We start from the raw sequence: 22,555 nt of genomic DNA on the forward strand, positions 1-22,555 counted from the left end.
AAACGCCGCCCGACTACCTGTCGGGCGGCGCTTTTAGTTATAGATGATACCCTCGGTGGAAGCTTAGCCGATGGCCTGCTGCAAATCGTCAATCAGGTCCTCTACATCCTCAATGCCCACGCTCAGACGGATCAGCGAGTCGGATAAACCGGCTTTGCGGCGCTCCTCGGCCGGGATGCTGGCGTGCGTCATGGTGGCGGGGTGGCCCGAGAGGCTTTCCACGCCGCCCAGGCTTTCAGCCAGGGAGAACAGCTGGAATTTCTCGAGGCAGGCAATGGCATCCTTCTTCCGGTCACCTTTCAACACGAAGGAAATCATGCCGCCGAAGTCGCGCATCTGCTGAGCGGCCACGGCGTGGTTGGGGTGGTCCTCGAAACCGGGCCAATACACTTTCTCCACTTTGGGATGCGCCTTGAGGTACTCGGCCACTTTGCGGCCGTTTTCGCAGTGGCGCTGCATACGCACGTGCAGTGTTTTAAGGCCACGCAGCACCAGAAAGCAGTCCTGGGGGCCAGGGGTGCCACCGCAGGCGTTCTGGTAGAAGCTCAGACGCTGGTGCAATTCGTCGTCATTCACCACCACGGCACCCATTACCGTATCGGAGTGGCCAGCCATGTATTTGGTCAGCGAGTACATCACCATATCGGCGCCCAGCTCCAATGGAGTTTGCAGGTAGGGCGTGCTGAACGTGTTATCCACCACCAGTAGGGCCCCGGCCTTCTTGGCCACGGCCGAGGCGGCGGCAATGTCAATGATGTTGAGCAGCGGGTTGGTGGGCGTTTCCACCCAAATCAGCTTGGTACGCTCGGTCACGGCCGCTTCCACCGCCGTCATGTCGTGCATGGGCACGAAGTGGAATTTGATGCCGTAGGTGGCGTACACCTTGGTAAAGAGCCGGTAAGAGCCGCCGTACAGGTCGTTAGTGCTGATAACCTCGTCGCCGGGCTGCAGCAACTTCACGATGCAGTCGATGGCCGCCATGCCCGAGGCAAATGCCAGGCCGTGCTTGCCTCCGTCGAGAGCTGCCAACGCATCCTGCAGCTGGGTGCGGGTGGGGTTGTGTGTGCGCGAGTACTCGAAGCCTTTATGGTCGCCGGGGGAGCGTTGCACATAGGTTGAGGTCTGGTAGATGGGCGTCATGATGGCCCCGGTTTCGGGGTCGGGATGCACACCGGCGTGGATGGCTTTGGTTCCGAATTTCATATCGTAGAACGTTGAGAACAGGCAGGATGGGAGCCCGGCCGACAAAGGTAGGGTGCTTTCCCGAGAGCCGCACGCCCGAACCTACATCTGGTATCCACAAAGGAAGTAACTATATTTTTCCACTAAATACACGCACCGGATTAGGAGGAGTGAAAGCCCGGCAAGTATCTTTCGCTGTACCATTTATCCACCTTTTTTATCCGTAGCAGCTTGAAAAAACTACTACTCTTAGCCGCCTTGCTGGTGGCCCACCTCGGCTCCAATGCCGCCCCTACCCTGCCCACCGCCGCCGACTCGGCCGCTCGGCAGAAAGTCGTTCTGGATTCCATCAATGGCACTTTCCATTACCAGACCGGTTTGGTAAAACTACCCGAAAGCCTGGGCGACCTGACCGTGCCCAAAGGCTTCCGTTACCTCGATGCTGACCAGAGCAAGCGCCTGCTGACCCAAATCTGGGGCAACCCCGGCGGCGAGTCGCTGGGCATGCTGTTCCCGGCCGACCGGGGTCCCGTGAGCGAGAACAACTGGGCTTTCGTTTTGCAGTATGAGGGGATGGGCTATGTGAAAGACGATGACGCGGCCGATATCAACTACGACGACCTGCTGAAGGACATGCAGGAAGATACGGAGGAAGGCAATAAGGAGCGGGTGGAAGCCGGCTACGAGCCCGTGACACTGGTCGGCTGGGCTGCCAAACCCTACTACGATAAGGGGCTGAACGTGCTGCACTGGGCCAAAGAGCTGCGGTTCGGCCGGGAAGAGGCCAATACCCTTAACTACAACGTACGGCTGCTGGGCCGCAAGGGGGTGCTCAACCTCAACGCGGTGGGCACCCCGGGTCAGCTGCCGGAAATCAAGGGGGCCATTCCGGCCGTGATTCAGAGTGTGGCCTTTGCTAAAGGTCTGCGGTACGCCGATTTTAATCCCGACCTCGACGAAGTGGCCGCCTACGGTATCGGCGGCTTGATAGCAGGCAAGGTACTGGCGAAAGTGGGCTTCTTTGCCCTCATCCTGAAATTCTGGAAAGTGGCGCTGGCCTTGGTAGCTGGTGCCTGGACGGCCATCAGGCGCTTTTTTGGTGGCCGCACACAGGACGAAGAACCCCAGCCAGCACTGGAAGGCCCCGCCTCCGAGCCGGAAGCGTAGCCTTCCGCACCGTTCTTACGTTGTTACCTTCGGGCCGGCCTTCCAACGCCGGCCCGTTTGCATAGTTACCTATGGCATTTTTCAAAGAGCTGTTTCAGCAGAATACCTCCACCCTTGTTTCTCTGGTGCTGCTTACGCTACTCCCTCTGGCCGGCGACAGTGTGCTGGCCTGGAGTCTGCACGAAAATCAAACCTGGCTGGCCCAGCCCACGGCTTGGCAAATGTTGCTGTACTTTATAGTAGTAGCGGCTACCATGACGCTTTCCCTCACGCATACCACGGTAGTTGTGCTGGTAACGGCCTTCTTCTTCGGGTGGCAGGGATTTGCTGGTATGTTGCTCACATACATGCTGGCCGCTTATGGCGGCTACCTCATTGCCCACTCCCTCGACCAGGGCAAACTTATTCAGCTGCTCGAAAGATTTCCCAAAGCCCACGCTGTGATGCATGAACTGCGCCGCGACAGTTGGCGGCTGGTGTTGCTGACGCGCCTCTCGCCGGTGCTGCCATTTGCCCTTATCACATTTATTCTGGCCGTAGTAGGCGTGCCCCGGCGGCAGTTCCTCACGGCCTCCGTAATTGGAATGCTGCCCCGTACGCTGTTCTTCTACTGGCTCGGCACCAAAGCGCAGGATGTACTGCTGCTCATCCAAGACCCCGACACGGGTACTGCGGGCAAGGTGCTGGTGGTAGTGCTGATGGCGGTGTCACTGTTTGGGCTGTATTTTCTCTTCACCCGGGCTTTGAAGCGTGTGTTGGCACAAAGCGCAGAAAAAGATCAAAGAAATTCTGACTGAAATTCAGCACATTGCAGTCTTCGCCCTACTTTTCCGGTGGTTTTTTTGGCTGTTAGCTTGCACACCCCGCTTTTTCCCTGCTATCTTTGCACAACCAAAACGGAGAAACGCTCCTGCAATGGTAACAAATTGGTTGTGTAGCTCAATTGGATAGAGCATCTGACTACGAATCAGAAGGTTTAAGGTTCGACTCCTTACACGACCACTTGCACACCTAGAAACCCCGATTCTGCCTCAGAATCGGGGTTTTGTGTTTTTGGTGTGCGACGCAGTGTGCGACCTTCTTCGGTATAGCGTCCCTCCTATCCCTTGCAGAGGCCCACAGGTGAGCCATCGGCAGCCTTCTAGGCTGATCATTTCCTTCATCGCTTGCTGCTCCTGAAGACAACAGAGAAACATGCATGCCGTAGGGGAAATACGTCACCTACGTAGGTACAGCCCTGCTTATTCCTCCTTACTTAGTAGCTCGCTATGGCCAAACAAGCCCCCGCCACAAAAGCCGACAAGCTCAACAGCCTCTACAAAGAGTGCGGCCTTATTAAGGAAGATGTATTTCAGCACCAACACTACACTATCCTGACCCGCTCGGGCATTGAGAAGGTACAGGCCCACTACGGCATTCAGGTGAGCTACAAAGCCCTCAAGCTCGAACCCAAATACGCCGTCATTAAGGCGGTGGCGAAGATGGACGAGGCCACGGTAGAGACGTACGGTAGCGCCGTTCCGGAGAACTGCAAGAACAGCTACTTTGCGGAAACGGCCGAGAAGCGGGCCCTGAGCCGGGCGGTGCTCAAGCTGACGGGCCTCTATCAGCACGGGTTCTTTGGTGAGGAGGAATCAGAACAATTGACAGCAGACGCGAAGGCCACTCCGCAGAAGCCGACGGAAGCCACGCTGCTCACCGACGCGCTCAACCGGTTGCGCAATGGGGATGCCCCAGGCACTGTCTGGAAAGCCAGCCCGGAACTTCACGGCAACGAGGAATTCAAAGCAGCTGTTAAAGCAGAATCCGAGCGCCGCAAAGCAGCGGCGGCTTAGGGAGAGCGAAAGTGAACGTGCGTTCTATAACTCGGGCAACTTAATTGCATCGGCGTAGGCCTCCAGCTGCGAGGCGCTGACGAAGGAGCGGCAGTTGTGGAGCACGTTCATCTCGGCATCGTAGTGCAGCTCTGCAAAGAAGCTGCCCATGTGATAGAGGTTGATGTAGTCTCCCTCCTCCCCTAGCCGGTTGGCCAGAAACGTACCCTCGAATACAACTAGCCCGATCTGGGCATTTAGGGGCAGCAGGCCGAAGTTGTAGAAGTTTGGAATAGGCATACTACGGATGCGTTTCCAGCCACCGGCCGGCGGCCCACTCGGCTATTGGGTAGATAATAGCGGCCAGGATGCAGAAGATAGCCAGTACGCGTAAGCCCTGGCTCATGCCGTCCTCAGCTTCCTCTTCGTCGGATTCGTAGTCGTCGAACATCATGCGGTGAAGAAACAAAAAAGCCCCGACTGCTGCCGAGGATTTTAATTGAAAGTGTACTCCTCACATCATTGCCCATGTCCCTTCACCCACCACGGCTTGGGGCCTGGGTCATCGTAGTTATTGTAGATGGAGTAGCGTGACATTAGAGTTTAATTTGCTTCTTCGAAAGAGCACTACACTAATACTATAAATGAAGAGTCCTCAAGAAGTGCTATTAAAGCAAATAAGTATAAGTTCTATAGGGTTTGAGTATGTCTTTGAGCCAGATGAATACTCAAAGGGAAATGCAACACGTGAACCTGCCGATTTAGTCTGGGCATGTAATAATTGTGTTATTTTAATGTATATGGCTCAGCGCAAGCATAAAAAGCGAAAGCCAGAAGCCCATGCTAAAATTAGAGAGGAGATGATCAAGCATAACCTCTCCCAGGCCAAGGGATGGTTAGGCGAATGGCGTGATAATGGCAGACATTTAACCGGTCGTAATGCGTACCAATCTTTTGACCTTGCATATGGTGACTATAAGAATACAATAGTCTTATCTCTTTTAGATTGCGGAGATGAGGAAGCCAACTTCCATGCTGATTTCTGTACACGTACAGGTGTCACTTTGTGTGCAACTTTACCGCACAGTGCGCTAGTGGAGACTGCTCGAGCTGGAGGTGGTATTATAGAAGTACTGAAAATACTTGGGACTGTAGCAAGTCTTCAAAAAAACAATCTTTTAAAAGGTTACAACATACTAGAATTAGTAGAAGACTTTCGCCTAGATGCCTTACGAAGAGCTGACCCTGAGAAGAAATGGCTTTACAGTGACACCGACAATATGATGTCGCGGATCAGGAATCTCCTAAAGAACGTAAAGGCACCGTCATTAGACCTTTTAACGTCAACTCTAGACAGTGATAATAAAAAGTGGGAGATAGGTGCGATTTTGAACGATCTTGATTTGCACAGTCTATATACTATCTTATATATACTACGCGAGGCAATTCATAGTGCAGGAGCAGAGCATACGTATACTTGGCACCTTGGCAGTATTTTGCAGGAGTCGTATTATGTCATTGTATCAGCGACTACTGTCACTGCGAATAACTTCTTAGAACTTAATCGACCGAGCATTGATTTTCTTGCCAGTGCACCTGATACTGCAAAAGGAAGTTTATCAATTACGTGGGATACATATTTTGACCAACCACTTTTCTTTACCACAGTTTTAAACCCTGTTCCTAGTTTGACAGAAGAATTCATTGAGCGGGTTCTGTCATTGATGAACGAAGAGATTTAAGAGCACAGAGTGTTTTGCAGCTCAGATAGTTTACTATAACCCAATCCACTGCCGGGCAGCCAGCACATAAAACGGCGGCCGGTTTTCATGCGGTGCTCCACCGCCTGACTCGGCAATGTACAGCCGGCCGCCGCCCCAACTACCTAACCCACCCGGCATGGGATTATTACTACGGTTGCCTTGATTGAACATGAGTACGCTGTTCTGCAGAGGCGTGAACGGAGCCACGTTGATGTCGTGGCTGTGAGGGGCATTCTGGTCAGCGGTGAGAGAAACCTTATCAGCACCGCCGGTTTTTCCGGGGGCAGCATAGTCGGTCTGGGCCGGGTCGAAGCCAGCCACGAAACGGCCCCGCAAGTCGGCCGTGCCGTTCTGTCCGTTGCACAGAGCCCACCCGCGCGTTGTCAGGTCAGCGTAGCCCTTGCCAGTGCTGTCGTACTGGCTGGTACTGATATTGGCCAGCCACTGCACCTCGCCCATTGTGCGGGTGCGCGACTCCAGCCACTTGGTATACGTCAGCTCCGGGCCAGAAACGAAAACGATTTTCGGCACTTGGTTGGCCGCGTCGTAAGCCTGCGTTTCGACCAGGCGCGCTACCATGCAGTTCTTGGTGCCGCCGGTCTGGTACGTCCGTGGGTCAGATTCCTCCAGTGTCCCGGCCACCAGCTCAGCCGGCAGTGCCACGTCGGCCACGCCAGCGTAATCGATGATTTCCCCGGCCAGCCAGATATAGCCCGGGCCAATGCTGCCCCGGCCGCCACCGGGCTGCACACTCACCTGGCACCCGCTGAGCACCAAGGGCGGCGCGTCCTGCAAATGGGCGTAGGCGGCGGCGAAGGTTTCGCGCTGGAGGGTTTCCAGGTCGTCGTTGGCCAGGGGCCGGCCGTCGATGTCAAAAAGGAGGCGTTGCATTTATTGGGGAGCTGAAATGTAGAGGATCTGGTAATTCGTCATGGCCCGCTTGAGCCGGCGGATCATGGTGTGCAGAGCCACCGCCCGCCCGGCTAGGCCTGGCGCGTACACGATGAAATCTATCTGGGTATTGAATTCGATTTGGCGGTACACGTAGAGCGGCACGTAGTCGGGCTCCTGGGTGAAATAGGCCGTGGGCATGGGCTGCTGCTCCCGTACAAAATTGAGGTAGAGCGGGGTGATTTCGCCCACGGCATTCACAATCCGGATGCGGCGGAATGCCGGGTCAAACGTGTCGTTCAACGCCTTTTCGAGCAAAATGGTCTGCCCGTTGTAGTTGAGCTGGCGCAGCACGTCGGCCCGGTAGGTCAGCAACTGCTCGTAGAGTGACGCCACCGGATTGGTGAGGGCCTCCAACCAAGCCAGCTGCCGGGGCCGGCGCAGCAGGGCCGGTACCAGGTCACGCACCAGCGCCGGCCACTCAATGCGAAAGCGGTTATCCGTTGGCATACGGCAGGAAAGTAAGCGTGTCCGTAAAGCTCTGGCCGGGCAAATCCTCCTCGACGATATAGCCGGCGGCCGTCTCGTACACCCGGGCAAACACGACCGGGGCCACCTGGCCCACGCGGGCCGCCACCCGGCTCAGCAGCACGTCGCGTACCCCCGGTACGGCTTGGATAGCATCCTGCAGCTTGGCCACGAATACCTGGCCGTCGAACTCCAGCTGGCCCAGGTAGCCGAGCAGCGCCGTGCGCACGGCAGTCTGCACGCTGGCCACGTCGAGCAGGGCGTCGTAGTACACCTCCCCCATGAGCTGGAGCCGGTCGGCTTCGCGGCTCACTACTTCCAGGCGGGTGCCGGCGAAGCGGATCCGGTCGAAGTAGCCGCGCAGCTGCACCAGCTCGGCGTTGCTGAGCGCAGCCAGCGTGCCGGCGGTGGCCCCGTCCTTGGCGACTTTGATAAAGAGCCGGCCAGTCTGGGCGTTTTCCTTGGCCGTGGCACGGGTGACCAGCTTCGCGCCGGTAGCGGTGGCCGGGTAGCTTACCACGTTGTCAATCACCTGCAGGGTGTCGCCAGCCTGCCAGAGCAGGGCCTTGTCGGCGTACCAGTTGGGCGTGCCCACCGGGGCCCGGGCGACAAGGGTATCGACATCGAGGCGGAACCGGTCCCAGAAGGTTTCGAGCGTCCAGCCAGCGGTGGCTGCTACGTAGGCCCACAGCCGGCTCAGGCCGGTGCTGCTGTTGCTCAGGCCGGCCAGCTCGGCACGGGTGGCGGCATCGGCCTGAATAGCCTGGAAAATTTCTTCGATTGTACGGGCCATAGCGAGAGGTTTATCGAAAATTCCGACCTCTCCCGCGCGTACCCTAGGGATGGATACTTAAAAAAAGCCCCACCGGGTAGGGCGGGGCCGATATATTTGTCTGCCCATGATTCTACCCTCCATACTTCGCCTGCCCGAAAGCGGTAACCGTGTCTTCGGCTTGGATGCGTTGCGCGCATTTGCTATTTGCTCAGTTGTCCTAGCCCACGGCGCAAGCTGGGTTTCGCCTAACTTTACTTTCTTCCACCGATACATTACGCGTTTCGATGGCGTTACCATTTTTTTCGTTTTATCAGGCTTCCTGATCGGAGGAATCCTGATAAAAACGATGGAGAGCAAAGCAGCCAGTTTCCGCACCCTGTGGGACTTCTGGCTACGCCGCTGGATCAGGACGGTACCGCCCTACTACCTGGCACTGCTTATTGCCATTCCGCTGGAAATCCGCTTTGATATTTTCCCGATTCAGAACTACCCAGCCTATTTCGTTTTTCTGCAGAATTTCAATTGGGTACACCCGCTTAATTATCGGGAAGCCTGGTCACTGGCCGTGGAGGAGTGGTTTTACCTGTTGTCGGCCCCGGCCGTTATTGGTCTCTGTGCGGTGCGGCTTTCGCCCAAATCGGCCGTTGTCGTTACGGCTATTACGATGCTGGTAGCCACTACGCTGTATCGGTACAACTACTACGCGCATTTCCACCCCGACACTATGCTAGAGTGGGAGGAACATTTTCGTAAAATCGTTTTGCTACGGTTGGATTCGCTGATGTACGGCGTGCTGGCTGCGTGGTGGGCCTATTATTACCCAGTAAGCTGGCCGAAGGCGCGGATAGCAAAATTCGTGTTAGGCGTCGTAGTAGTGTATCTACTTAGCGGGCCGGCTTCCACTGCAGATCTTAACCTGTTTTACTGTGTCTTCTACTTCGGTTGCTACCCGCTGGCCGTCGCCCTGGTGCTTCCCCTGCTCAGCACATGGAAAAGCTACACAGGGGTGGTAGCGAATGTCACGACGCACATCAGTTTGATTTCCTACTCGATGTACTTGCTGCATAGTTCGCTGATCCATAATCAGCTGGTTATTCCATTTGTGCAATCTTTGTCGCTGCCCGGCTCTGTGAAGGCCATTTTAGGCATGGGCCTGCTTTGGAGCCTGACGCTGTTGCTGGCCACGCTGATGTACAAATACTTCGAAGTGCCCGTGATGAACTTGCGCAAACGGCTGAATTCGTAACTGTTGCCTATTTTCCCGCTGGTAAATCTCGACACATTATGCCCATACGCTCCAGAATTATCTTCCTGCTGGCTGTTCTCGGCTTGATTGCTGCCCTCACGTATTTCGTGAAGACGGCTCCACAGACAACGAATCCGCAGACGCGTTCTACTTTTCCGCCTGAGTCGCTGAGCCAGCCAAAGGCAGTACCTGGTAACGAAAAAGCCCCGACGTAAGCCGGGGCTTTATTGTTGTTGTGTAGTAGGCCAGACTAATCTGCAATAGCAGCCGCAAACTCTGCATCCGTAAGCCCCTTGTTGTAAAACGCCAGACGCTTTAAGGTGCCGGCCATTGGTACGCTGAAATCGGTGCTTGCGAATACCGAAAGCGGTAAATCACCAAACGTTACAGGCGCGCCTGTCCACGGTATTTTTGTGGCGTTGGTACCATTTATATGCATTCTTGCAGCACCTACATTATCCAAATCCAACTCGAAGCGACCTTTCAGCACTCCACCAGTAAAGGCTCCCGAGAATCCGAAATGCGTAGATACCATATCCGCGCCAGCTACCGTACGCATGAAAATAAAAATCTGGTTGCTCGGCTTTTCCCAATACATGGTGAAGGCTCCAAGTGCTCCAGCATCCTGATCAAACACACGCTGGTAGTCGCTACCGTTGTCGGTAAGGCTGCCATTGAATACAATGGTCAGCTTACGCAACGTGGCCAGCGCCAGCGCGGCGCTGGTGGTGTAAGCCGACGCACTGTTGACCGTGGCCACGCCTCCAGTGAAGGTGGCACGCTTGGCAACATCAGCCTGCACCAGCGAGGCACTGCTCACAGTTGAGGTCCAAGAAGAGGCATCTTCCGCCACGTTTACCGCCGACCGGAAATCGTGTACCCGGCCTGTATCGGTCCCTGGGTCAGTAGTGCCGCTGGTAGGCACAAAGCCGGAGGTGTACACACGGAAGGACTTACCGTCCACCGCATCTACGCCCGGCCACAAAGCGCCAGAGAAAGTACCTGGGTAGGTGGCAACGGGGTGCCAGGTTGCCTCTCCGTCTTGGCTTTCTTCGACTAGTACCACCATGCCCGGGGTGCGGCGGAAGCGGTAGACCCAGCCGATTTCGATAGAGTAGTTGGTGCCGCCGGTATCAGAGCCACCATAAGCCCTGAGAGAGCCGATGTCGATGTTGTTAACCTGCATAGCATACTTCGACACGTCCCACGGTGTTACCGCGTTGGTCGTGTTAAGCAGCAGCATACAGCCCGCCGAGGCTTTACCAGTGTATTTAAAGCTGATCCAACCGGCAGTGTTGGCTGGCAGATACTTGTTGCCCGTGCCGACGTTGACTGTGTAGCCGCCGCCGCCGCCTGTGGCCGTGATGTACTCGCCGTTCATCGCGAGCCCGCCGGTTACAGTGGCCAAGCCCATAGTGCCACCGGGCGCAGCAGGCAGTGCGTTGGTGGTTTTCTGCAGGGCCAGCCAGAAGTCTACGCCGTGCTGCACCTGGCCTCTACCATCCATGTGCACCTTTTCGCCTGGGTCGAGGCCTGTCGTGTAGGAGTTTGGGTAGTAGGTGTAGTCCGCTGTATCCACGTAGCGGGCATTCGTATTGGCGGTGATGTACTGCTCTTGCCCGGGGCGTACACTGGTCGCGTAATTGCTGCCGGTATTCTGCTTCAGGTTCAGGAGCGTAATTACGTTCTTAGTGGTGGAAAGCATCTTGCCTTCGCTCACGTAACCCGTGAATAATTGGGTGAGGAAACCCGCGTATTCGTTGGCGGAAACGGAGTCAAAATTTCCTTCTCCCTGCACGAATGAATTTCCGAGTCTGGTAATAGTACGCCCGGAAAGAGCAGCCATTGCAGCATTCCAGCGCGTATTTAGCTGAGGGCGGTGTATACCGTCTGTCTGCCATTCCTGAATGCGCGTGCCCCCGATAGCGTATTTGAAGAAGTGGAACACCTGCCCCGGATATACCCGGTCTAGGTAGTTGGCCAAGCCGGCTTCCATACCGAACCCGATGTTCGCCTCATCATCAATGGTAGCCGTGTCGCCGTTGTTATTGCCACCAACTGACGCACCGCCGATTTTCAGCGGCTGCCAGGCCCCGGCCGAATGATTCCAGATTAGGAAGTTAGTGAAGGTCCGGCGCAAGTTCAGCGAGGCCAAGTACGGGTCGTTGGTCAGCTCAATCACCCGCGCCGCGCCGCTGCCGTTGCTCTGGCTGCCGAGCATGGTGATAAGATTCACCGGGGCCGGTGCGCTACTAGCCACAATAGCAGGGCTGCCAGCGGGCGTGCCTGCCTGATTGGTGCTGCTGGCCTTCACGCGGCCCTGCCACTCGCCTGCGTTGTGAGCGGCGTTGTCAGTGAGCAGGCCGGCTGTGTAGTCCTGGTAAACACCACTGCCCTGCTTATACTCCAGCGTAGCCGATTCGTAGCCCGTCGGCGCTGCCAGCGACAGGACGCGGGTCTGGCTGTTGAAGCTCCAAGTGGGTGCGGTCGGAGTGGGCAATGTGGCGGCCGTCACCGCCACTTGACGCGAAGGTGAAATCTTCACTGCCCCGGCCGCGTCGGTCACGGTAGTGGTAATGTCGAATGTGCCGGCGGCCTGCGGTGTCCAGCTACCTGAAGCAGAGCTACCCAGGTTGATGACGCCACCCGTGGCCGTATTGGTGGCCTGGGTCAAATAGGTATAGGGAGCCGTGCCACCGGAAGCGGTGGCCGTGAACGTCACGGCCGTGCCCGTCGTAACCGAAGACGTCGAGAGGGTGAGGCCGGCCGTCAGGGTCGAGGGCACCGGTGTCACGGTAGCCGTACCCGACGAGAATTGCAGCCGCCACGCCCCACCAATGAAGGCATACCGGTCGTAGGAAGAGGCGCTTTTGGTATGGTACCACTGGTCGCCTTCCTGGTAGCCAGTATTATCCGACGTGCCCGGCGCGTAGGTCTTATCCCGGATGATGTTGCCGTCGGCCCCGTCGGTACCATCTTCTCCATCGGCTCCTCTCTGAGCAACCAGAAACGTGGCCACTGTGCCGACGTTCCCAGCCTCCAGCCACTGCTGATAGGTAGACTTGCCGGGTGGACCGGGCACCGTACTGGCGGCCCCTGGTAGTCCGCGCGGGCCTGCCACTGTGCTGGCGGCCCCCTTGATATTCCCACGCGGCTCCCACACCCCGGCCACCTTCTTATACAGGTCACCGGTGGTGCCGTTTAGCCAGGCGTCCTCATCCTCCCCATCGGCCGGCCCGGGGGCCCGCGTCTCCAGGCGGAACGAAGCCCCGCCCACTACGCTCTGGAACGCCCGCAGCCCATCTGCCACGATGCCGAACAAGGCCAGCAGCTCGGGCCCGTCGAGGCGGGCCGCACCGGTAGTAGGGGCGGTCGGGATGACAGCAGCGGCCTGCTGTTCTAATAAACCGGCGTAATCAGGCATGATACTGGGCGTTCAGATAGGTAGGATTGAAAAAAGAGGGTTCTGGCTCAGGCTCTGGAGCCCGCGTGGCCACTGTGCCGCCGGTGTTGATGCGCCGGCCAGCCAGGTAGCTTACCACCTCGGGCCGGCCCAGCACCGAGGCGGGTACCACCAGCTGCTGGCCCGGGGCCAGGGCGTCGGTCACGGCCAGGCCGTTGGCGTCGGCCAGCTCGAACAGGGCCGCCGTGCTACCCAGCTCCTGCAGGCAGACATCGAGCAGGCTTTGGCCGGAGGAGACGAGAATCATAAGCGTTCGGCGTTAATGACGGCGGCACTCAGGTCCGCCAGGTCAAGTTCTATAATGGCGTAGCCGTCGCGCTGCAATTGGATACTTAGATTCCGCGTCAGCTCAGCGGCTTGCCCCGGGCCGTAGGGGCTCGACAGGTAGCGGGCCAGGCCTACGCCGACGAGCGGATCCTGGCGCCATTCGCCCTGGGTGGTTTGCAGCAGCAGCCCGATGTGCTGCTGGTCGCTCTCGCCCATCACCAGGTCGCCGTTCTCGATGGCCAGGTCGTAGGCGTCGTCGAGCAGGAAGTCGGTGGCCGTCATGCAATGGTGCCGGTTTGAGTGGCCGCGGTGCCCGTGGTGGTCACGGTACCGGTGCGGATGTGGGCACTAATGGCCGTGGCCAGGTCCCGGGCGAAGTCGCGGCGGGCCTGGGCGGGGTTTTCGGTGCGCTCCGACTGCTCTGTGAGTAGGTCGAAAATGTCATCTTCGAGTTTGGGCGTATTCAGGGGCATGGCTAAGGCAGTAGCAGGTTATCGAATCGGGCTTTGAGAGCCAGCAGGGCCGGCGCGTTGATGGGCGGGCCGCTGGGACCGGCCGGCGTGGTGACGGTGAGCTTCACCAGCTCGTCGAGTAAGTCGCGCTGCAGCGTGAGCAGGCTCTCCTGCTCGGTGGTGAAGCGGAAGTGCGTCACCTTATCGGCCGAAATCAGGAACGTATCGACGAGCCGGTTTTCCACCAGCCCAATGAGCACCTGGGCTCCCACGGCCGGGTAAATGCCGTTGAGCAGGGCCACGTCGAATACCTCCGCGTCGTCGCTGTCGGGCTGCACGTCGCACGTGTCCTCATCGGGCCGCACGGCCGTTACCACGCCACCGATGACCGATACCGGAATCTGGCCATTCATCAGCCGCTCCAGGGATTCTTTGATACCGCTCATGCTTTCGGGCCTAAGGTGATGACGCGCCGGCTGCCGCCGGTGCCGAATGACTTGCTGACTTTATCCACTGAGAAAGCCCCTTCCCGCTCCGGGTAGTCCGGATCCTGCACCACCACCACGTCGCCGTGTTCGACGAGCGGCAGCCCGAACGTGGTGAGGCTGCCCCGGTACCCATCGAAGCGCAGGCGGGCCAATTCCTCCCGCGCCCGGGCTTCCAGCTGGGCCGCCGGCACCCCGGAGAAATTCAGGGTGCGCAGCTCGCCGTCCGGGTCGCCGAACTCCTTCACCACCCGTTTCTGGCCCTTGCGCGGGCCGGCCACGTGGCTGATGGCCCGCACCTTGATGCGGAAGTCCTGGGCGCGGGCGTAGGTCAAATCGTTGCTGATGACGTTGCGGCGGAAGGCCAGCACGTGGCGCGGGGCTTTCGCGCGGGCCTTGTAGGGGTCGCCGGCGACGAGCGTGCCCTCCCGGAAAAAGCAGCGGATGCCGTAGTCCTTGCGCAGGGCCTCCAGCACCTGGGCTCCGGTGGCCTGGTTGATGGTGAACTTGCCCAGTTCGGCCGCGCCCAGCGTCTGGATCGGAAAGCTCTGCCCGCTCTGGGCCCGCACGTACTCCAGCAAGGTTTGCAGCGACACCGACCGCCAGCTCTTGGTCATGGGCTTGCGCTTGAGCAGCCACATATCATCCTCGCAGGTGATTTCGGCCGGTGGCCCGGTTTTCACGCCCACCACGTAGCCGCTGAACTCCGTGCGCAGCGCCCCGTCGTAGCCGTAGCGTACCACCACCCGGTCGCCCACTTTCACCACGTCGGGCAGAAACCCGTCCCGGCCCAGCAGGGCAATGCGACGGGGCAGGCGGATGGCGCACGTGTCCGTGAGCTGCTGCCAGCTGCTCTCGATGCTGACCTCCGTTACGAAGTCGAGCTTGAGCGGCCCGATCTGAATGGCACATTCCAGCTTCAGCATCAGACCAGCAGTTCAATGGGGTCATCACTGAGGCACCGCAGCTCAAAGGCCTGCAGGTTGGTGAAGCCAGGCAGCGAGGGCCAGCTCACGCCCTTTATCACCAGGTTCTGAATGCCCAGCAGCCGGAACAGCCGCCCGGCTACCGGCAGCGCCTCCGGCACGTCCACTACCTTTTTCAGGGCCAGCACCTGGGCCTCGGGGTAGCGGCGCGACACGCGGCCGTCCATCGGGTCCGAGGCCAGGATGCCCTTAATGGTCACGGCGTAGTCGCCGTTGCTGATGTACTCCTTCACCGAGCCGTCGCGGCCCTGCACGTCGGTGGTGACAATGAGCTTATCCCGGCTCACCTCCACCAGCGGGTCGTTGAGGACGATACCTGGAAAGCCGGGCATGGGCAGAAACTCCACCCGGGCAAACACGGGCAGGCCCAGCAGGCCGGTACCCTCCGCGTTGGGAGCCAGGGGCGTACCGTAGCGGTCGGCCTCCCGCTCCTCGGGCGTGGGCTCCTCGGGCAGCGAGTAGCGCACCAGGGGGGCGTAGCCGAAGGCCTCGGCCGCTAGGGCGCGTAAGTTGAGGTTGTACTGCATTAGGTCGTCATGGCGTTGGCGTCGTTGAGCACGCTGAGCAGGGCCGTACGCACGGCTTCCTTCTGCTCCTGCACGCCTTCGCGCACCGAACTGGTGTGAATGGTGGTCTGGCCCAGCTGCTGAATGTTGATGGTGATGTTGGTCACGCCCCGGCCGGCCCCGGTGGCCCCGCTACCCTTGCCCTTGGCTTTGCTCAGGCCCACGTCGGCCGCCCCGCCCTTCGTGCCGCCGCCGGCCAGCGCCTGGTCAGGTGTCGGGCCGCCGAAGAATTCGCCCATACTGCCGGCCAGCTTGGTGCCCACGCCCCGGTCGTAGCCCTGGCGGTACTTCTGGTTGATGCTCATGAGCTGATTCACCCCGCGCGCCAGCTGGGCCGGGTTGAGGGTGAAAGCGCCGGCAATCACGTTGCCCAGCCCCTTGAACAGCTCCATGGCTCCAAAGGCAAAGCCGTAGATAAAGCCCCGGAAGCCTTCAAACCTGTTCCAGCAGTACATCACGGCCGCACCCAGCGCCACGATGCCGGCCACGATGAGGCCGATGGGGTTGAGAATCATAGCCCCGTTGAGCAGCAGCTGGGCCGTAGTCCAGAGGCCGGTGACGATGGCCGCCGTGCGCACGTAGGCCGTGTAGGCCAGCACCGAGGCCACGATGGGCAGCAGCACCGCCCCGATGGTTTTGAAGGCCGTGGCGTGCTCCTGCACGAAGCGGGTGCCGGCGCGCACCACTTCCATCAGGCCGCGTAGGGTCACCATGATTTCGGTGACGGCCGGCAGGGCGGCCTCGACGAGCACGGTTTTGGTTTTGAGCCACTCGTTATCGAAGCGGGCAATCTGGGCCGGCAGCGCGTTCATGGCCTGCGCCAGGCCGGGGCCAAATACCTTGCGCAGCTGGGCCGAGAACTTGGGCAGAAAGTCCTCGGACATCAGCTTGCCGTCGTCCATCGTTTTGTTGAGCTGGGCCTGGGTCATGCCCATGGCGTCGGCCGCAATCTTGAAGGCGCCGGGAATCCGCTCCCCGATCTGGCCCCTCAATTCCTCCGCCTGCACCTTGCCTTTGCTCATGATCTGGCCCAGGGCCAGGTACACGCCCTTGGAATTTTCGCCGTCGAGGCCCATCACGTTGGTGGCCACGGCCACGTCTTCGAAGATGGTGCGGGTGCCTTCGCCCTGCAGCTTGGTACCCATCATCGAGCCCGTGAGCGTGCGGAAGCCCTCCTTCGAGGCCAGCAGGCTCACGCCCAGCCGGTCGCTGGTTTGCTCCAGAAACCGCAGGTTCTTGGCTCCCTCGGCCGCCGAGCCGCTGGCAAACTTGATGGCGTTATCCATGCCCGTGAGTTGGGCCGTGTCGCGCACCATGTCCATGCCCCCGAAGGCCACCGCCCCGGCCAGCGCCACGCCGCCCAGCAGGCCCATCCCCATACCACCGCCACCACCGCCCCGGCGGCCGTGGTTCTCCAGCCGCTCCAGCTTGCGCTCCGTCTCCTCGATGGCGCGGTTGGCCCGGGCAATGTCGCCCAGGTTCATGGAGATGTTGCGCTGCTGCTTGAGGCTGTTGAGCTTGATTTCGAGGCTGGTGACGGCCGTTACTGCCTGGCTGCTGCTACGAGCAATCTTGCCGTTCGCGGCGGCCACGGCGCTGCCCATGCCGCCAGCCTTGCTCTGCACGTTCTGCACGGCCCGGCTCACCCGGTTGATGGCCGACTCGCCCACCGCCCCGGCTTTGCGCAGCGGCGAGGTGAACAGGTCCTTGAGCTGAAGGGTGTAGGAGAGTAAGTTGGCCATGAGCAAGAAAAGCGAAGGGGAGCCGCCGTGGCGGCCGCTCCCCTTACTGCTAGTGTTCTGAGAAAATCCGGTGCAGCCACTGGGCTTGGCCGGCTTTATCCTGCCACACGATTTCCGGAAGGTCCTCTGGGTGCGGAATGTGCAGGTAGTAGCTGATCATGGCGTCGGCTTTGCGCAGGCCGTCGTAGCCGGCGCGCTCATCGACGCCGAGCGCCGTTAGTTTTTTTTAAGCTCGCCGTCGAGCAGCTCCACCAGCTGCACGGCCTGCATCGAGGCCGACATCTTGAACTTCTCGTTTTCGAGGATGGTCTGGTCACCGCCCACAAAGCAGTTTTCGAGGATGAACTCACCCGCCTCCAGCGGCTTGCTCTGGGCAATGAGCGACATAGCGCGGGCCACCACTACCCGACCGGGCTCCTTCAGGTAGGCCGTGGCCACCGTTTTGCCGGCCTTGTCCTTCAGCGTCAACGTCTGAATGTCGCCGTGCTCTTTCTTGAGGTTTTCGATGTTTACTTCCACTGGATGTGCGAAATGATAAGTTCGTGTTCGACTTCGATTTTGGTATCACCTGACTTCACGTCGCGTTTGTTGCCCTTGAACTGGCAGTTCATGAGCTTGTGCGAGACGGTGCGGTTGGCCGGGTTCACGTAGGCCACCGTGATGGGGAACGGGGGAATGTCCTGCAGCCGGCCGCTGGGCACGGCCTCCACCAGGCGCTCGGACTCCTTGGCCTCGATGGTGATGCTGGCTTTGGCTTCGTACTTGCCGTAGCCGCGGCTGGTGGGCATCATACCGGCGCCATAGTTGTCCTCCATGTTCTGCGTATCCTCGTAGGAAATCGCAGAAATGCCGTAGATAGTCTTGCCCAGAATCTGGGCCTGAATGTCAGCCCAGCTGTAGGAAACGCCGTTGATGAGCGGCTGAATGTCGTTGAGTAAAGGCATGATTAAACGCTCTTAGCAAAGCCGACCGTGGCCCGGATTTCGCGGGCCGTGCCGATGGGCACAATGGAAAAATCCGCTGTCACGATGCTGGTGGCCAGCACGTCCTGGGCGGGGTCGATGTACACATCGGAGGCCGAGATTTCGCCCGCCCGGCCCATGCTGTTGTCAAGGGCCGACTTGCCTTTGGCCTCCAGCTCACCCACGGCCGACGCGCGCAGTGTGCCGTCGGCGTTGAGCGGTAACGGGCCCTTCAGGCTCGGCAGCAGCGCCTGGCGCACCACGCGGGCGGCTTTGTTGCTGGTGCGCACGTTCTCGATGTAGGCGTAGTCGCTGGCCAAATCCGTGCAGGTGTGCGAGTCGTTCCAGAAAAAGCCGTCGAAGCCCACGTGCTGCATGGCAAACAGGTAGCCTTTGGCGTGCAGGCCTTCCAGGTCGCCGGCCACCAGCTCACCCAGGCTCTTGCCGTTGGAGAGGCCGGCGCTCAGGAAGCGGCCGTTGCCGGCGAGAGTGAACTTGTCGAGCCAGCCGATATTCTCGTGCACCTGGGCCAGGCTCACCGTACCCAGCGCGGTACCGATGGCCGGCACGCCGGGGCGGCTCAGGTGGTCGGTACCGATAACCAGGGCCACGTACTCGGCATTCTGCTCACGCAGATCCAGCAGGCCCGCCAGCGACACGGACAGGCCGTGGCCGGCCAGCAGCACGAGCACCGGGCGGTGCTGGGCAAACTCCTCGGCCGCCAGCGCCTGGGCTTTGGGCAGGGCCGCCACCACGTCGCCGTCGAGGCCGTCCACGACCGTAGCAGCGTAGCTGGCGGCCGAATCGAGGCAGAGGGCCAGCTGCTTGATCTTGCCGTTGGCCTCCGTGAGCAGACGCTTGGCGTAGGGCTCGGCCTTATCGGCCATTTGCGCCATGGTCACGGTGCGGGCCACTACCAGCAGGTAGAGCACGCCACCCTGGCTCAGGCGGAAGAACTCTGACACGTGGTAGTGCAGGTCGGCACTGTTGGCCGTGTCGTAGTCGGCATCGACGCCCAAGGCCTCCAGCTGGCGCAGGCTGCGCAGCTCGTACACGGTGCCCAGCTGCAGGCCGCCCACGACGGCCACGCCCTGGGTGAGCAGGCCGGAAATACCGTCTTCGGTGGGGCGCTGCCGGCCCAGGCCACCGCGGCCTTTGATGATGGAAACGTCGGGCAACATTTACGTAAGCGGGTAAGTGAGGAGAGTGGAAGATTCGCCGCCGTTGTAGGCCAGCGCGGCGGCCTGGGTGCGGAAGTAGGCCCCGTCACCGTTGCCGTAGAGCACCGCCACACCGAGGGCCCGCATGGTCGCGCGGGCCCTGGTGAGGTCGGCCTTACTCGGCCGGGGCGTTGTCGGCTTCCGTGGCATCGGCGTCGCGCTCAACGGTGGTGAGGGCCTTGTCGTCGAGAAACTTGGCGTGCGACTTGGCGAAATCTTCGCGCAGAAACACCTGCTCGTCGCTGGTCACAAACACCTTATCGGCTTTAGGATTGGCTTCGAACACGCCGGCCGTGTTGGCCTTAGCGGGCGTCTTGGGGTCGGGCTTCTTGGCTGCTGGAGGCATCGTTACAGGTGAATTGCGCCGTGGCGGCGATGGTGGTGAAAAAGACAAAGGCGTATTTGAGGTAGTCCTGCAGGCCGTCCGGAATGAGTTCCGGCTCCAGCTTGAGGGCCGCAATCAGCGCCAGCCCGAACAGGGCCAGCTTCTGGGCGCGGCGCCAGAACGTGGGCATTTCAGCCCGAAAGCGGAGTAGCAGCGTTTTCATCGAGCAGTAGTAAGGGCGGCGCGAAACAGGCCGTAGCTCAGGCTCACGCCACCGGCAAAGCCGACCGCCACCAGCAGCCACCAGGCCCAACCACGCGGATCGTACAAAGGATAAAAGGGAGCCGGCGGGCAGGGCGTGAGCTTGGTGACCACGATTTCCACCGGCTTGGAGGCCGTCATCTGCTTGCGCTGCACCCAGAGCCGGTAGGCCTGGCCGTCGCGCCACACCCGGCCCTGCACGCCCAGCGTGTCGAAACACAGCGTGTCGTAGAGCACGGGCCGCTCCTGAGCCCACTGGTAGATGCCGTCCCGGGTGGCCACGTACTGGGCACTGTCGAGAGTAGCCTCCACCCGGGCCAGCAGCGAGTCGATACTGGCGCGGTCGGCCTGCAGGCGGGCCGTATCGGACACCGGTACGAATACCTTGCGGAACTCGATGCTTGGAATTTCCACTACTACCGTGTCGCGCACGGTGTCCGCTACAACTAGCTGCGGGTACCGCTCGACGAGCGTGGCCAGCTTCTGCTCGGGCGTGGGCCGGAGGGCGGCGCAGCTGCTCAGCAGCAGAGCACAGGAGGCGAGTAACAGCGTTTTCATCGACGAGCAGCTTTAGGAATGTTGAGGGCCCCACGAATGGCGGCCACGTCTTCTTTGACTTCGCCCAGCTTCTCCAGCACCTGCTGGTTGCCGGCCTCTACCGTCTTCAGACGGCCGTACACGTCGGCTTTCACCTCCTTGGAGTCCACGATGTGCTTATCCAGGTCGATGCGCACGGCGGAGGCGTCCTTTTCTACCGTGGTCATGCGGTTTTCCTGCCGCAGGCTGGAGCCAAAGGCACCGCCACCGAGAACTATGGCGATGCCCACGCCCCACTTTACCCACTCACTGGTAGTTGATTGTGCACTCACGATATGGTGATAGTGACCCCGTCGCCAGCGTCGATAGATGTTTTCAGTTTGTTGTACAGCACCGCGTAGGCGGCTCGGCTGTTGCCCACAAAGTCTTTTGCCTGGCTGGTACCGACGAGCAGGCAACCTTCGGTGTCGGCTGCGGTATTGCCACTGTGGATCCGGATACCTTCGAAGCCTTTCACGCCGCTGAGCAGTGGCATCAACCGGCGGAAGCGGTTGGAGTAGGTGATAGTTACCGGGTAAGTGCCAGCCGGAATAGCGGTCTTGCCCCACACTTTGCCAGCTCCTGGCTTGCGTACCACATCCTCCAGGACGTAGCACTCAAACTTGCCTTCTATCGACAGCTTGCCGATAGTGCTTTCGGTCGTGAACGTGGTGCGTTTAAGCGTGAGGTGCATAGAAAAGGCTTTTGCCACCACAAGCGGCCACCCCGAAGAGTGGCCGCTGGTAGCGGTTAGGCAGATAGGCAGGGAAGCTTAGCCGGCAGCCTGGCGGATGGCCACCACGCCGGCTTTGTCAGTGCGCATGAGCTTCATGCCGAAGCGCACGGCGTTGTTCATCAGCGCGCCCAGGTACTGAGCCTGGCCCTCGTTGATGTACACTTTCGGCGCACCTTCCACGCGGCCGATGGCATCCTCCACCCACAGCAGCATGGCCTCATTATCATCAGCGGCGGCGGCAGCCTGCACAGCCTTAGGAGCGCCGGCACCGGTGAATAGGGCGGCCGTGCTGCGCTTGTACCACACCACGCCCATCAGTTCACCAATGGCACCCGTGAGCAACGCCGACTTGTTGCCGGTTTTGTTATAGTCCACGAAGTGCTCGATGCCGAGCAGCTCGGCGTACTGGGTGGCACCTACTAGGCCGTAGCGTTGGCCGGGAATGTTCATCCGGTCCAGAATGGTGGAGCCCTTGATGATGTCGTCTTTGGTGATGGCCTTGCGGGTACCGGTGAGGCCGGGCAGTGCAGCAGCAACGGCGGCACCGCTGGTGGTGATGATGGCGCTGCTGGACACCTGCGACATGCGGTTGAGCGAGACATCAGCAGCCATCTGATCCAGCACGCTGCTGTGCAGGGCCAGCGTCGAGGCGCGCTTGTCATAGCTCACTTCTAACAGCTCCTTATCACCGAGGCGGGTAGGATTCGTGGCCAGCAGGCTGAGCGTCACGATTTCGTTACCACCCTCGATTTCTTCTACCGGCAACGGGAAGACAGCGGGGTCGATGATACCGGTGGGCTGCTGCATTTCCTGCGGAATCTGGTAGGAAGCGGCAGCAAAACCGGGCGCGTCGGCGGCGGTGTTGAGCTTCTTGGTGCGCTTGTAGAAGCTGTTATCCGGGAACAGAATCTTCTGCAGGTCCCGGGTAAAGAGCGACGTCAGCACGTCGTCGAACGCCAGGCCGGGCATGGCCACGGGGCGCACGCAGGCGCGGGCCACTTGGGCGGCGAACAGAATGCCGCCGATGATGGGGGCCGGCGCGCCCAATACGGGGCCCAGGATGGCCCCTACGAACTGAGCCAGTAGGAAACCGACGGCGAGCTTGAGAAACAGCGTTTTCATGAAATGAGGAAAAAGGTAGTCTGAGG

Annotated in this window: 30 protein-coding genes and 1 tRNA gene; 7 read left to right on the forward strand and 24 right to left on the reverse strand. The window is 59.9% G+C overall.

Features of this window, described 5'->3' with window-relative positions; all coding sequences use genetic code 11:
- Nucleotides 1-63 precede the first annotated feature (63 nt).
- Nucleotides 64-1,203, reverse strand: coding sequence for a cystathionine gamma-synthase (locus HSW_RS17410; protein ID WP_044003014.1), 1,140 nt, complete (start codon nucleotides 1,201-1,203; stop codon nucleotides 64-66).
- A gap of 210 nt (nucleotides 1,204-1,413) precedes the next feature.
- Between HSW_RS17410 and HSW_RS17415 the strand changes: the two genes are divergently transcribed.
- The 4 genes from HSW_RS17415 to HSW_RS17430 all read left to right on the forward strand — a co-directional run bounded on the left by HSW_RS17415 (nucleotide 1,414) and on the right by HSW_RS17430 (nucleotide 4,184).
- Entirely contained in the window at nucleotides 1,414-2,349 is a 936-nt protein-coding gene (locus HSW_RS17415) for a DUF2167 domain-containing protein (RefSeq protein WP_231501313.1), read from the forward strand.
- A 71-nt stretch (nucleotides 2,350-2,420) separates the two neighbouring features.
- Nucleotides 2,421-3,146 (forward strand): TVP38/TMEM64 family protein, encoded by a 726-nt coding sequence (locus HSW_RS17420; RefSeq protein ID WP_044003015.1) that lies wholly within the window; start codon nucleotides 2,421-2,423, stop codon nucleotides 3,144-3,146.
- A 131-nt stretch (nucleotides 3,147-3,277) separates the two neighbouring features.
- Nucleotides 3,278-3,351 (forward strand) — tRNA-Arg (locus tag HSW_RS17425).
- A 266-nt stretch (nucleotides 3,352-3,617) separates the two neighbouring features.
- The gene (locus HSW_RS17430) at nucleotides 3,618-4,184 is read left to right on the forward strand and encodes a hypothetical protein (protein ID WP_044003017.1); all 567 of its coding nucleotides are present in this window, start codon (nucleotides 3,618-3,620) and stop codon (nucleotides 4,182-4,184) included.
- Nucleotides 4,185-4,208: 24 nt separating this feature from the next.
- Here HSW_RS17430 and HSW_RS17435 read toward each other — a convergent pair whose 3' ends face one another.
- Nucleotides 4,209-4,463: a hypothetical protein gene (locus HSW_RS17435; RefSeq protein ID WP_044003018.1), complete on the reverse strand. Its 255-nt coding sequence runs from the start codon at nucleotides 4,461-4,463 to the stop codon at nucleotides 4,209-4,211.
- Between the two features lies 1 nt (nucleotide 4,464).
- Nucleotides 4,465-4,617 carry a hypothetical protein gene (locus HSW_RS24360; protein ID WP_155833028.1) on the reverse strand — a complete coding sequence of 51 codons (153 nt, stop codon included), beginning with the start codon at nucleotides 4,615-4,617 and terminating at the stop codon, nucleotides 4,465-4,467.
- 190 nt (nucleotides 4,618-4,807) lie between these two features.
- Between HSW_RS24360 and HSW_RS24365 the strand changes: the two genes are divergently transcribed.
- The gene (locus HSW_RS24365; protein WP_155833029.1) at nucleotides 4,808-5,905 is read left to right on the forward strand and encodes a hypothetical protein; all 1,098 of its coding nucleotides are present in this window, start codon (nucleotides 4,808-4,810) and stop codon (nucleotides 5,903-5,905) included.
- Nucleotides 5,906-5,938: 33 nt separating this feature from the next.
- Here HSW_RS24365 and HSW_RS17440 read toward each other — a convergent pair whose 3' ends face one another.
- From HSW_RS17440 to HSW_RS17450, 3 genes are read right to left on the reverse strand one after another with little or no spacing between them, the layout of a single operon-like run.
- Nucleotides 5,939-6,817, reverse strand: a complete 879-nt coding sequence (locus tag HSW_RS17440) for a hypothetical protein (RefSeq protein WP_044003019.1) — start codon at nucleotides 6,815-6,817, stop codon at nucleotides 5,939-5,941.
- Nucleotides 6,818-7,327: a hypothetical protein gene (locus HSW_RS23040; protein ID WP_052346574.1), complete on the reverse strand. Its 510-nt coding sequence runs from the start codon at nucleotides 7,325-7,327 to the stop codon at nucleotides 6,818-6,820.
- Entirely contained in the window at nucleotides 7,314-8,138 is an 825-nt protein-coding gene (locus tag HSW_RS17450) for a baseplate J/gp47 family protein (protein ID WP_044003020.1), read from the reverse strand. The genes HSW_RS23040 and HSW_RS17450 overlap by 14 nt, the downstream gene beginning before the upstream one ends.
- A 106-nt stretch (nucleotides 8,139-8,244) precedes the next feature.
- Here HSW_RS17450 and HSW_RS17455 point away from each other — a divergent pair, with 106 nt between their 5' ends.
- Entirely contained in the window at nucleotides 8,245-9,366 is a 1,122-nt protein-coding gene (locus HSW_RS17455) for an acyltransferase family protein (protein WP_071883139.1), read from the forward strand.
- Nucleotides 9,367-9,616: 250 nt separating this feature from the next.
- Here HSW_RS17455 and HSW_RS17460 read toward each other — a convergent pair whose 3' ends face one another.
- The 8 genes from HSW_RS17460 to HSW_RS17495 are packed head-to-tail and all read right to left on the reverse strand — an operon-like array spanning nucleotide 9,617 to nucleotide 17,327.
- Entirely contained in the window at nucleotides 9,617-12,790 is a 3,174-nt protein-coding gene (locus tag HSW_RS17460; RefSeq protein ID WP_044003022.1) for a sialate O-acetylesterase, read from the reverse strand.
- Entirely contained in the window at nucleotides 12,783-13,076 is a 294-nt protein-coding gene (locus HSW_RS23045; protein WP_052346575.1) for a hypothetical protein, read from the reverse strand. The genes HSW_RS17460 and HSW_RS23045 overlap by 8 nt, the downstream gene beginning before the upstream one ends.
- A complete protein-coding gene (locus HSW_RS17470; RefSeq protein WP_044003023.1) occupies nucleotides 13,073-13,378 on the reverse strand; it encodes a hypothetical protein in 306 nt (101 codons plus the stop codon). The genes HSW_RS23045 and HSW_RS17470 overlap by 4 nt, the downstream gene beginning before the upstream one ends.
- Entirely contained in the window at nucleotides 13,375-13,569 is a 195-nt protein-coding gene (locus HSW_RS17475; protein WP_044003025.1) for a hypothetical protein, read from the reverse strand. Before HSW_RS17475 ends, HSW_RS17470 begins: the two co-directional genes overlap by 4 nt.
- Before the next feature lie 2 nt (nucleotides 13,570-13,571).
- On the reverse strand, nucleotides 13,572-13,994 hold the full coding sequence (locus HSW_RS17480) for a hypothetical protein (protein ID WP_044003026.1): 423 nt from the start codon (nucleotides 13,992-13,994) through the stop codon (nucleotides 13,572-13,574).
- Entirely contained in the window at nucleotides 13,991-14,959 is a 969-nt protein-coding gene (locus HSW_RS17485) for a hypothetical protein (protein WP_044003029.1), read from the reverse strand. Before HSW_RS17485 ends, HSW_RS17480 begins: the two co-directional genes overlap by 4 nt.
- Complete coding sequence (locus HSW_RS23050) at nucleotides 14,959-15,546, reverse strand: DUF6046 domain-containing protein (RefSeq protein WP_052346576.1); 588 nt, start codon at nucleotides 15,544-15,546, stop codon at nucleotides 14,959-14,961. Before HSW_RS23050 ends, HSW_RS17485 begins: the two co-directional genes overlap by 1 nt.
- Nucleotides 15,546-17,327, reverse strand: coding sequence for a tape measure protein (locus tag HSW_RS17495; protein WP_044003031.1), 1,782 nt, complete (start codon nucleotides 17,325-17,327; stop codon nucleotides 15,546-15,548). Before HSW_RS17495 ends, HSW_RS23050 begins: the two co-directional genes overlap by 1 nt.
- 70 nt (nucleotides 17,328-17,397) lie before the next feature.
- On the opposite strand from HSW_RS17495, the gene HSW_RS24370 reads away from it, so the two are divergent.
- Entirely contained in the window at nucleotides 17,398-17,547 is a 150-nt protein-coding gene (locus HSW_RS24370) for a hypothetical protein (protein ID WP_155833030.1), read from the forward strand.
- On the opposite strand, the gene HSW_RS17500 is transcribed toward HSW_RS24370, so the two are convergent.
- The 10 genes from HSW_RS17500 to HSW_RS17540 form a co-directional block, all read right to left on the reverse strand.
- Nucleotides 17,544-17,846, reverse strand: a complete 303-nt coding sequence (locus HSW_RS17500; protein WP_044003033.1) for a DNA binding protein — start codon at nucleotides 17,844-17,846, stop codon at nucleotides 17,544-17,546. The genes HSW_RS24370 and HSW_RS17500 overlap by 4 nt on opposite strands.
- Nucleotides 17,837-18,271 carry a hypothetical protein gene (locus HSW_RS17505; RefSeq protein WP_044003034.1) on the reverse strand — a complete coding sequence of 145 codons (435 nt, stop codon included), beginning with the start codon at nucleotides 18,269-18,271 and terminating at the stop codon, nucleotides 17,837-17,839. The genes HSW_RS17500 and HSW_RS17505 overlap by 10 nt, the downstream gene beginning before the upstream one ends.
- Nucleotides 18,272-18,273: 2 nt before the next feature.
- Nucleotides 18,274-19,470, reverse strand: a complete 1,197-nt coding sequence (locus tag HSW_RS17510) for a DUF2586 family protein (RefSeq protein WP_044003035.1) — start codon at nucleotides 19,468-19,470, stop codon at nucleotides 18,274-18,276.
- Nucleotides 19,471-19,596, reverse strand: coding sequence for a hypothetical protein (locus HSW_RS24985; protein WP_262489387.1), 126 nt, complete (start codon nucleotides 19,594-19,596; stop codon nucleotides 19,471-19,473).
- Nucleotides 19,597-19,624: 28 nt separating this feature from the next.
- Nucleotides 19,625-19,855 carry a hypothetical protein gene (locus tag HSW_RS17515; protein WP_044003036.1) on the reverse strand — a complete coding sequence of 77 codons (231 nt, stop codon included), beginning with the start codon at nucleotides 19,853-19,855 and terminating at the stop codon, nucleotides 19,625-19,627.
- Entirely contained in the window at nucleotides 19,812-20,024 is a 213-nt protein-coding gene (locus HSW_RS17520; protein WP_197031899.1) for a hypothetical protein, read from the reverse strand. The genes HSW_RS17515 and HSW_RS17520 overlap by 44 nt, the downstream gene beginning before the upstream one ends.
- Nucleotides 20,025-20,053: 29 nt before the next feature.
- The gene (locus tag HSW_RS17525; protein WP_044003038.1) at nucleotides 20,054-20,653 is read right to left on the reverse strand and encodes a hypothetical protein; all 600 of its coding nucleotides are present in this window, start codon (nucleotides 20,651-20,653) and stop codon (nucleotides 20,054-20,056) included.
- Complete coding sequence (locus tag HSW_RS17530) at nucleotides 20,650-20,964, reverse strand: hypothetical protein (protein ID WP_155833031.1); 315 nt, start codon at nucleotides 20,962-20,964, stop codon at nucleotides 20,650-20,652. The genes HSW_RS17525 and HSW_RS17530 overlap by 4 nt, the downstream gene beginning before the upstream one ends.
- The gene (locus HSW_RS17535; RefSeq protein ID WP_044003040.1) at nucleotides 20,961-21,365 is read right to left on the reverse strand and encodes a DUF5675 family protein; all 405 of its coding nucleotides are present in this window, start codon (nucleotides 21,363-21,365) and stop codon (nucleotides 20,961-20,963) included. The genes HSW_RS17530 and HSW_RS17535 overlap by 4 nt, the downstream gene beginning before the upstream one ends.
- Before the next feature lie 78 nt (nucleotides 21,366-21,443).
- On the reverse strand, nucleotides 21,444-22,529 hold the full coding sequence (locus HSW_RS17540) for a hypothetical protein (protein ID WP_044003041.1): 1,086 nt from the start codon (nucleotides 22,527-22,529) through the stop codon (nucleotides 21,444-21,446).
- Nucleotides 22,530-22,555 lie beyond the last annotated feature (26 nt).

Source organism: Hymenobacter swuensis DY53 (assembly GCF_000576555.1).
Taxonomy (GTDB): Bacteria; Bacteroidota; Bacteroidia; order Cytophagales; family Hymenobacteraceae; genus Hymenobacter; species Hymenobacter swuensis.

Bases quoted from the DNA above. Each gene is read 5' to 3' on its own strand.
- HSW_RS17505 (WP_044003034.1), bottom strand. From the start codon at position 18,271: ATGCCTTTACTCAACGACATTCAGCCGCTCATCAACGGCGTTTCCTAC.
- HSW_RS24985 (WP_262489387.1), bottom strand. From the start codon at position 19,596: ATGCGGGCCCTCGGTGTGGCGGTGCTCTACGGCAACGGTGACGGGGCC.
- HSW_RS23040 (WP_052346574.1), bottom strand. From the start codon at position 7,327: ATGCCAACGGATAACCGCTTTCGCATTGAGTGGCCGGCGCTGGTGCGT.
- HSW_RS17495 (WP_044003031.1), bottom strand. From the start codon at position 17,327: ATGGCCAACTTACTCTCCTACACCCTTCAGCTCAAGGACCTGTTCACC.
- HSW_RS17455 (WP_071883139.1), top strand. From the start codon at position 8,245: ATGATTCTACCCTCCATACTTCGCCTGCCCGAAAGCGGTAACCGTGTC.
- HSW_RS17420 (WP_044003015.1), top strand. From the start codon at position 2,421: ATGGCATTTTTCAAAGAGCTGTTTCAGCAGAATACCTCCACCCTTGTT.
- HSW_RS23050 (WP_052346576.1), bottom strand. From the start codon at position 15,546: ATGCAGTACAACCTCAACTTACGCGCCCTAGCGGCCGAGGCCTTCGGC.
- HSW_RS17525 (WP_044003038.1), bottom strand. From the start codon at position 20,653: ATGAAAACGCTGTTACTCGCCTCCTGTGCTCTGCTGCTGAGCAGCTGC.
- HSW_RS17480 (WP_044003026.1), bottom strand. From the start codon at position 13,994: ATGAGCGGTATCAAAGAATCCCTGGAGCGGCTGATGAATGGCCAGATT.
- HSW_RS17475 (WP_044003025.1), bottom strand. From the start codon at position 13,569: ATGCCCCTGAATACGCCCAAACTCGAAGATGACATTTTCGACCTACTC.
- HSW_RS17430 (WP_044003017.1), top strand. From the start codon at position 3,618: ATGGCCAAACAAGCCCCCGCCACAAAAGCCGACAAGCTCAACAGCCTC.
- HSW_RS17440 (WP_044003019.1), bottom strand. From the start codon at position 6,817: ATGCAACGCCTCCTTTTTGACATCGACGGCCGGCCCCTGGCCAACGAC.
- HSW_RS17450 (WP_044003020.1), bottom strand. From the start codon at position 8,138: ATGGCCCGTACAATCGAAGAAATTTTCCAGGCTATTCAGGCCGATGCC.
- HSW_RS17540 (WP_044003041.1), bottom strand. From the start codon at position 22,529: ATGAAAACGCTGTTTCTCAAGCTCGCCGTCGGTTTCCTACTGGCTCAG.
- HSW_RS17435 (WP_044003018.1), bottom strand. From the start codon at position 4,463: ATGCCTATTCCAAACTTCTACAACTTCGGCCTGCTGCCCCTAAATGCC.
- HSW_RS17510 (WP_044003035.1), bottom strand. From the start codon at position 19,470: ATGTTGCCCGACGTTTCCATCATCAAAGGCCGCGGTGGCCTGGGCCGG.
- HSW_RS23045 (WP_052346575.1), bottom strand. From the start codon at position 13,076: ATGATTCTCGTCTCCTCCGGCCAAAGCCTGCTCGATGTCTGCCTGCAG.
- HSW_RS17535 (WP_044003040.1), bottom strand. From the start codon at position 21,365: ATGCACCTCACGCTTAAACGCACCACGTTCACGACCGAAAGCACTATC.
- HSW_RS24365 (WP_155833029.1), top strand. From the start codon at position 4,808: ATGAAGAGTCCTCAAGAAGTGCTATTAAAGCAAATAAGTATAAGTTCT.
- HSW_RS17520 (WP_197031899.1), bottom strand. From the start codon at position 20,024: ATGCCCACGTTCTGGCGCCGCGCCCAGAAGCTGGCCCTGTTCGGGCTG.
- HSW_RS17470 (WP_044003023.1), bottom strand. From the start codon at position 13,378: ATGACGGCCACCGACTTCCTGCTCGACGACGCCTACGACCTGGCCATC.
- HSW_RS17515 (WP_044003036.1), bottom strand. From the start codon at position 19,855: ATGCCTCCAGCAGCCAAGAAGCCCGACCCCAAGACGCCCGCTAAGGCC.
- HSW_RS24360 (WP_155833028.1), bottom strand. From the start codon at position 4,617: ATGATGTTCGACGACTACGAATCCGACGAAGAGGAAGCTGAGGACGGC.
- HSW_RS17460 (WP_044003022.1), bottom strand. From the start codon at position 12,790: ATGCCTGATTACGCCGGTTTATTAGAACAGCAGGCCGCTGCTGTCATC.
- HSW_RS17485 (WP_044003029.1), bottom strand. From the start codon at position 14,959: ATGCTGAAGCTGGAATGTGCCATTCAGATCGGGCCGCTCAAGCTCGAC.
- HSW_RS17410 (WP_044003014.1), bottom strand. From the start codon at position 1,203: ATGAAATTCGGAACCAAAGCCATCCACGCCGGTGTGCATCCCGACCCC.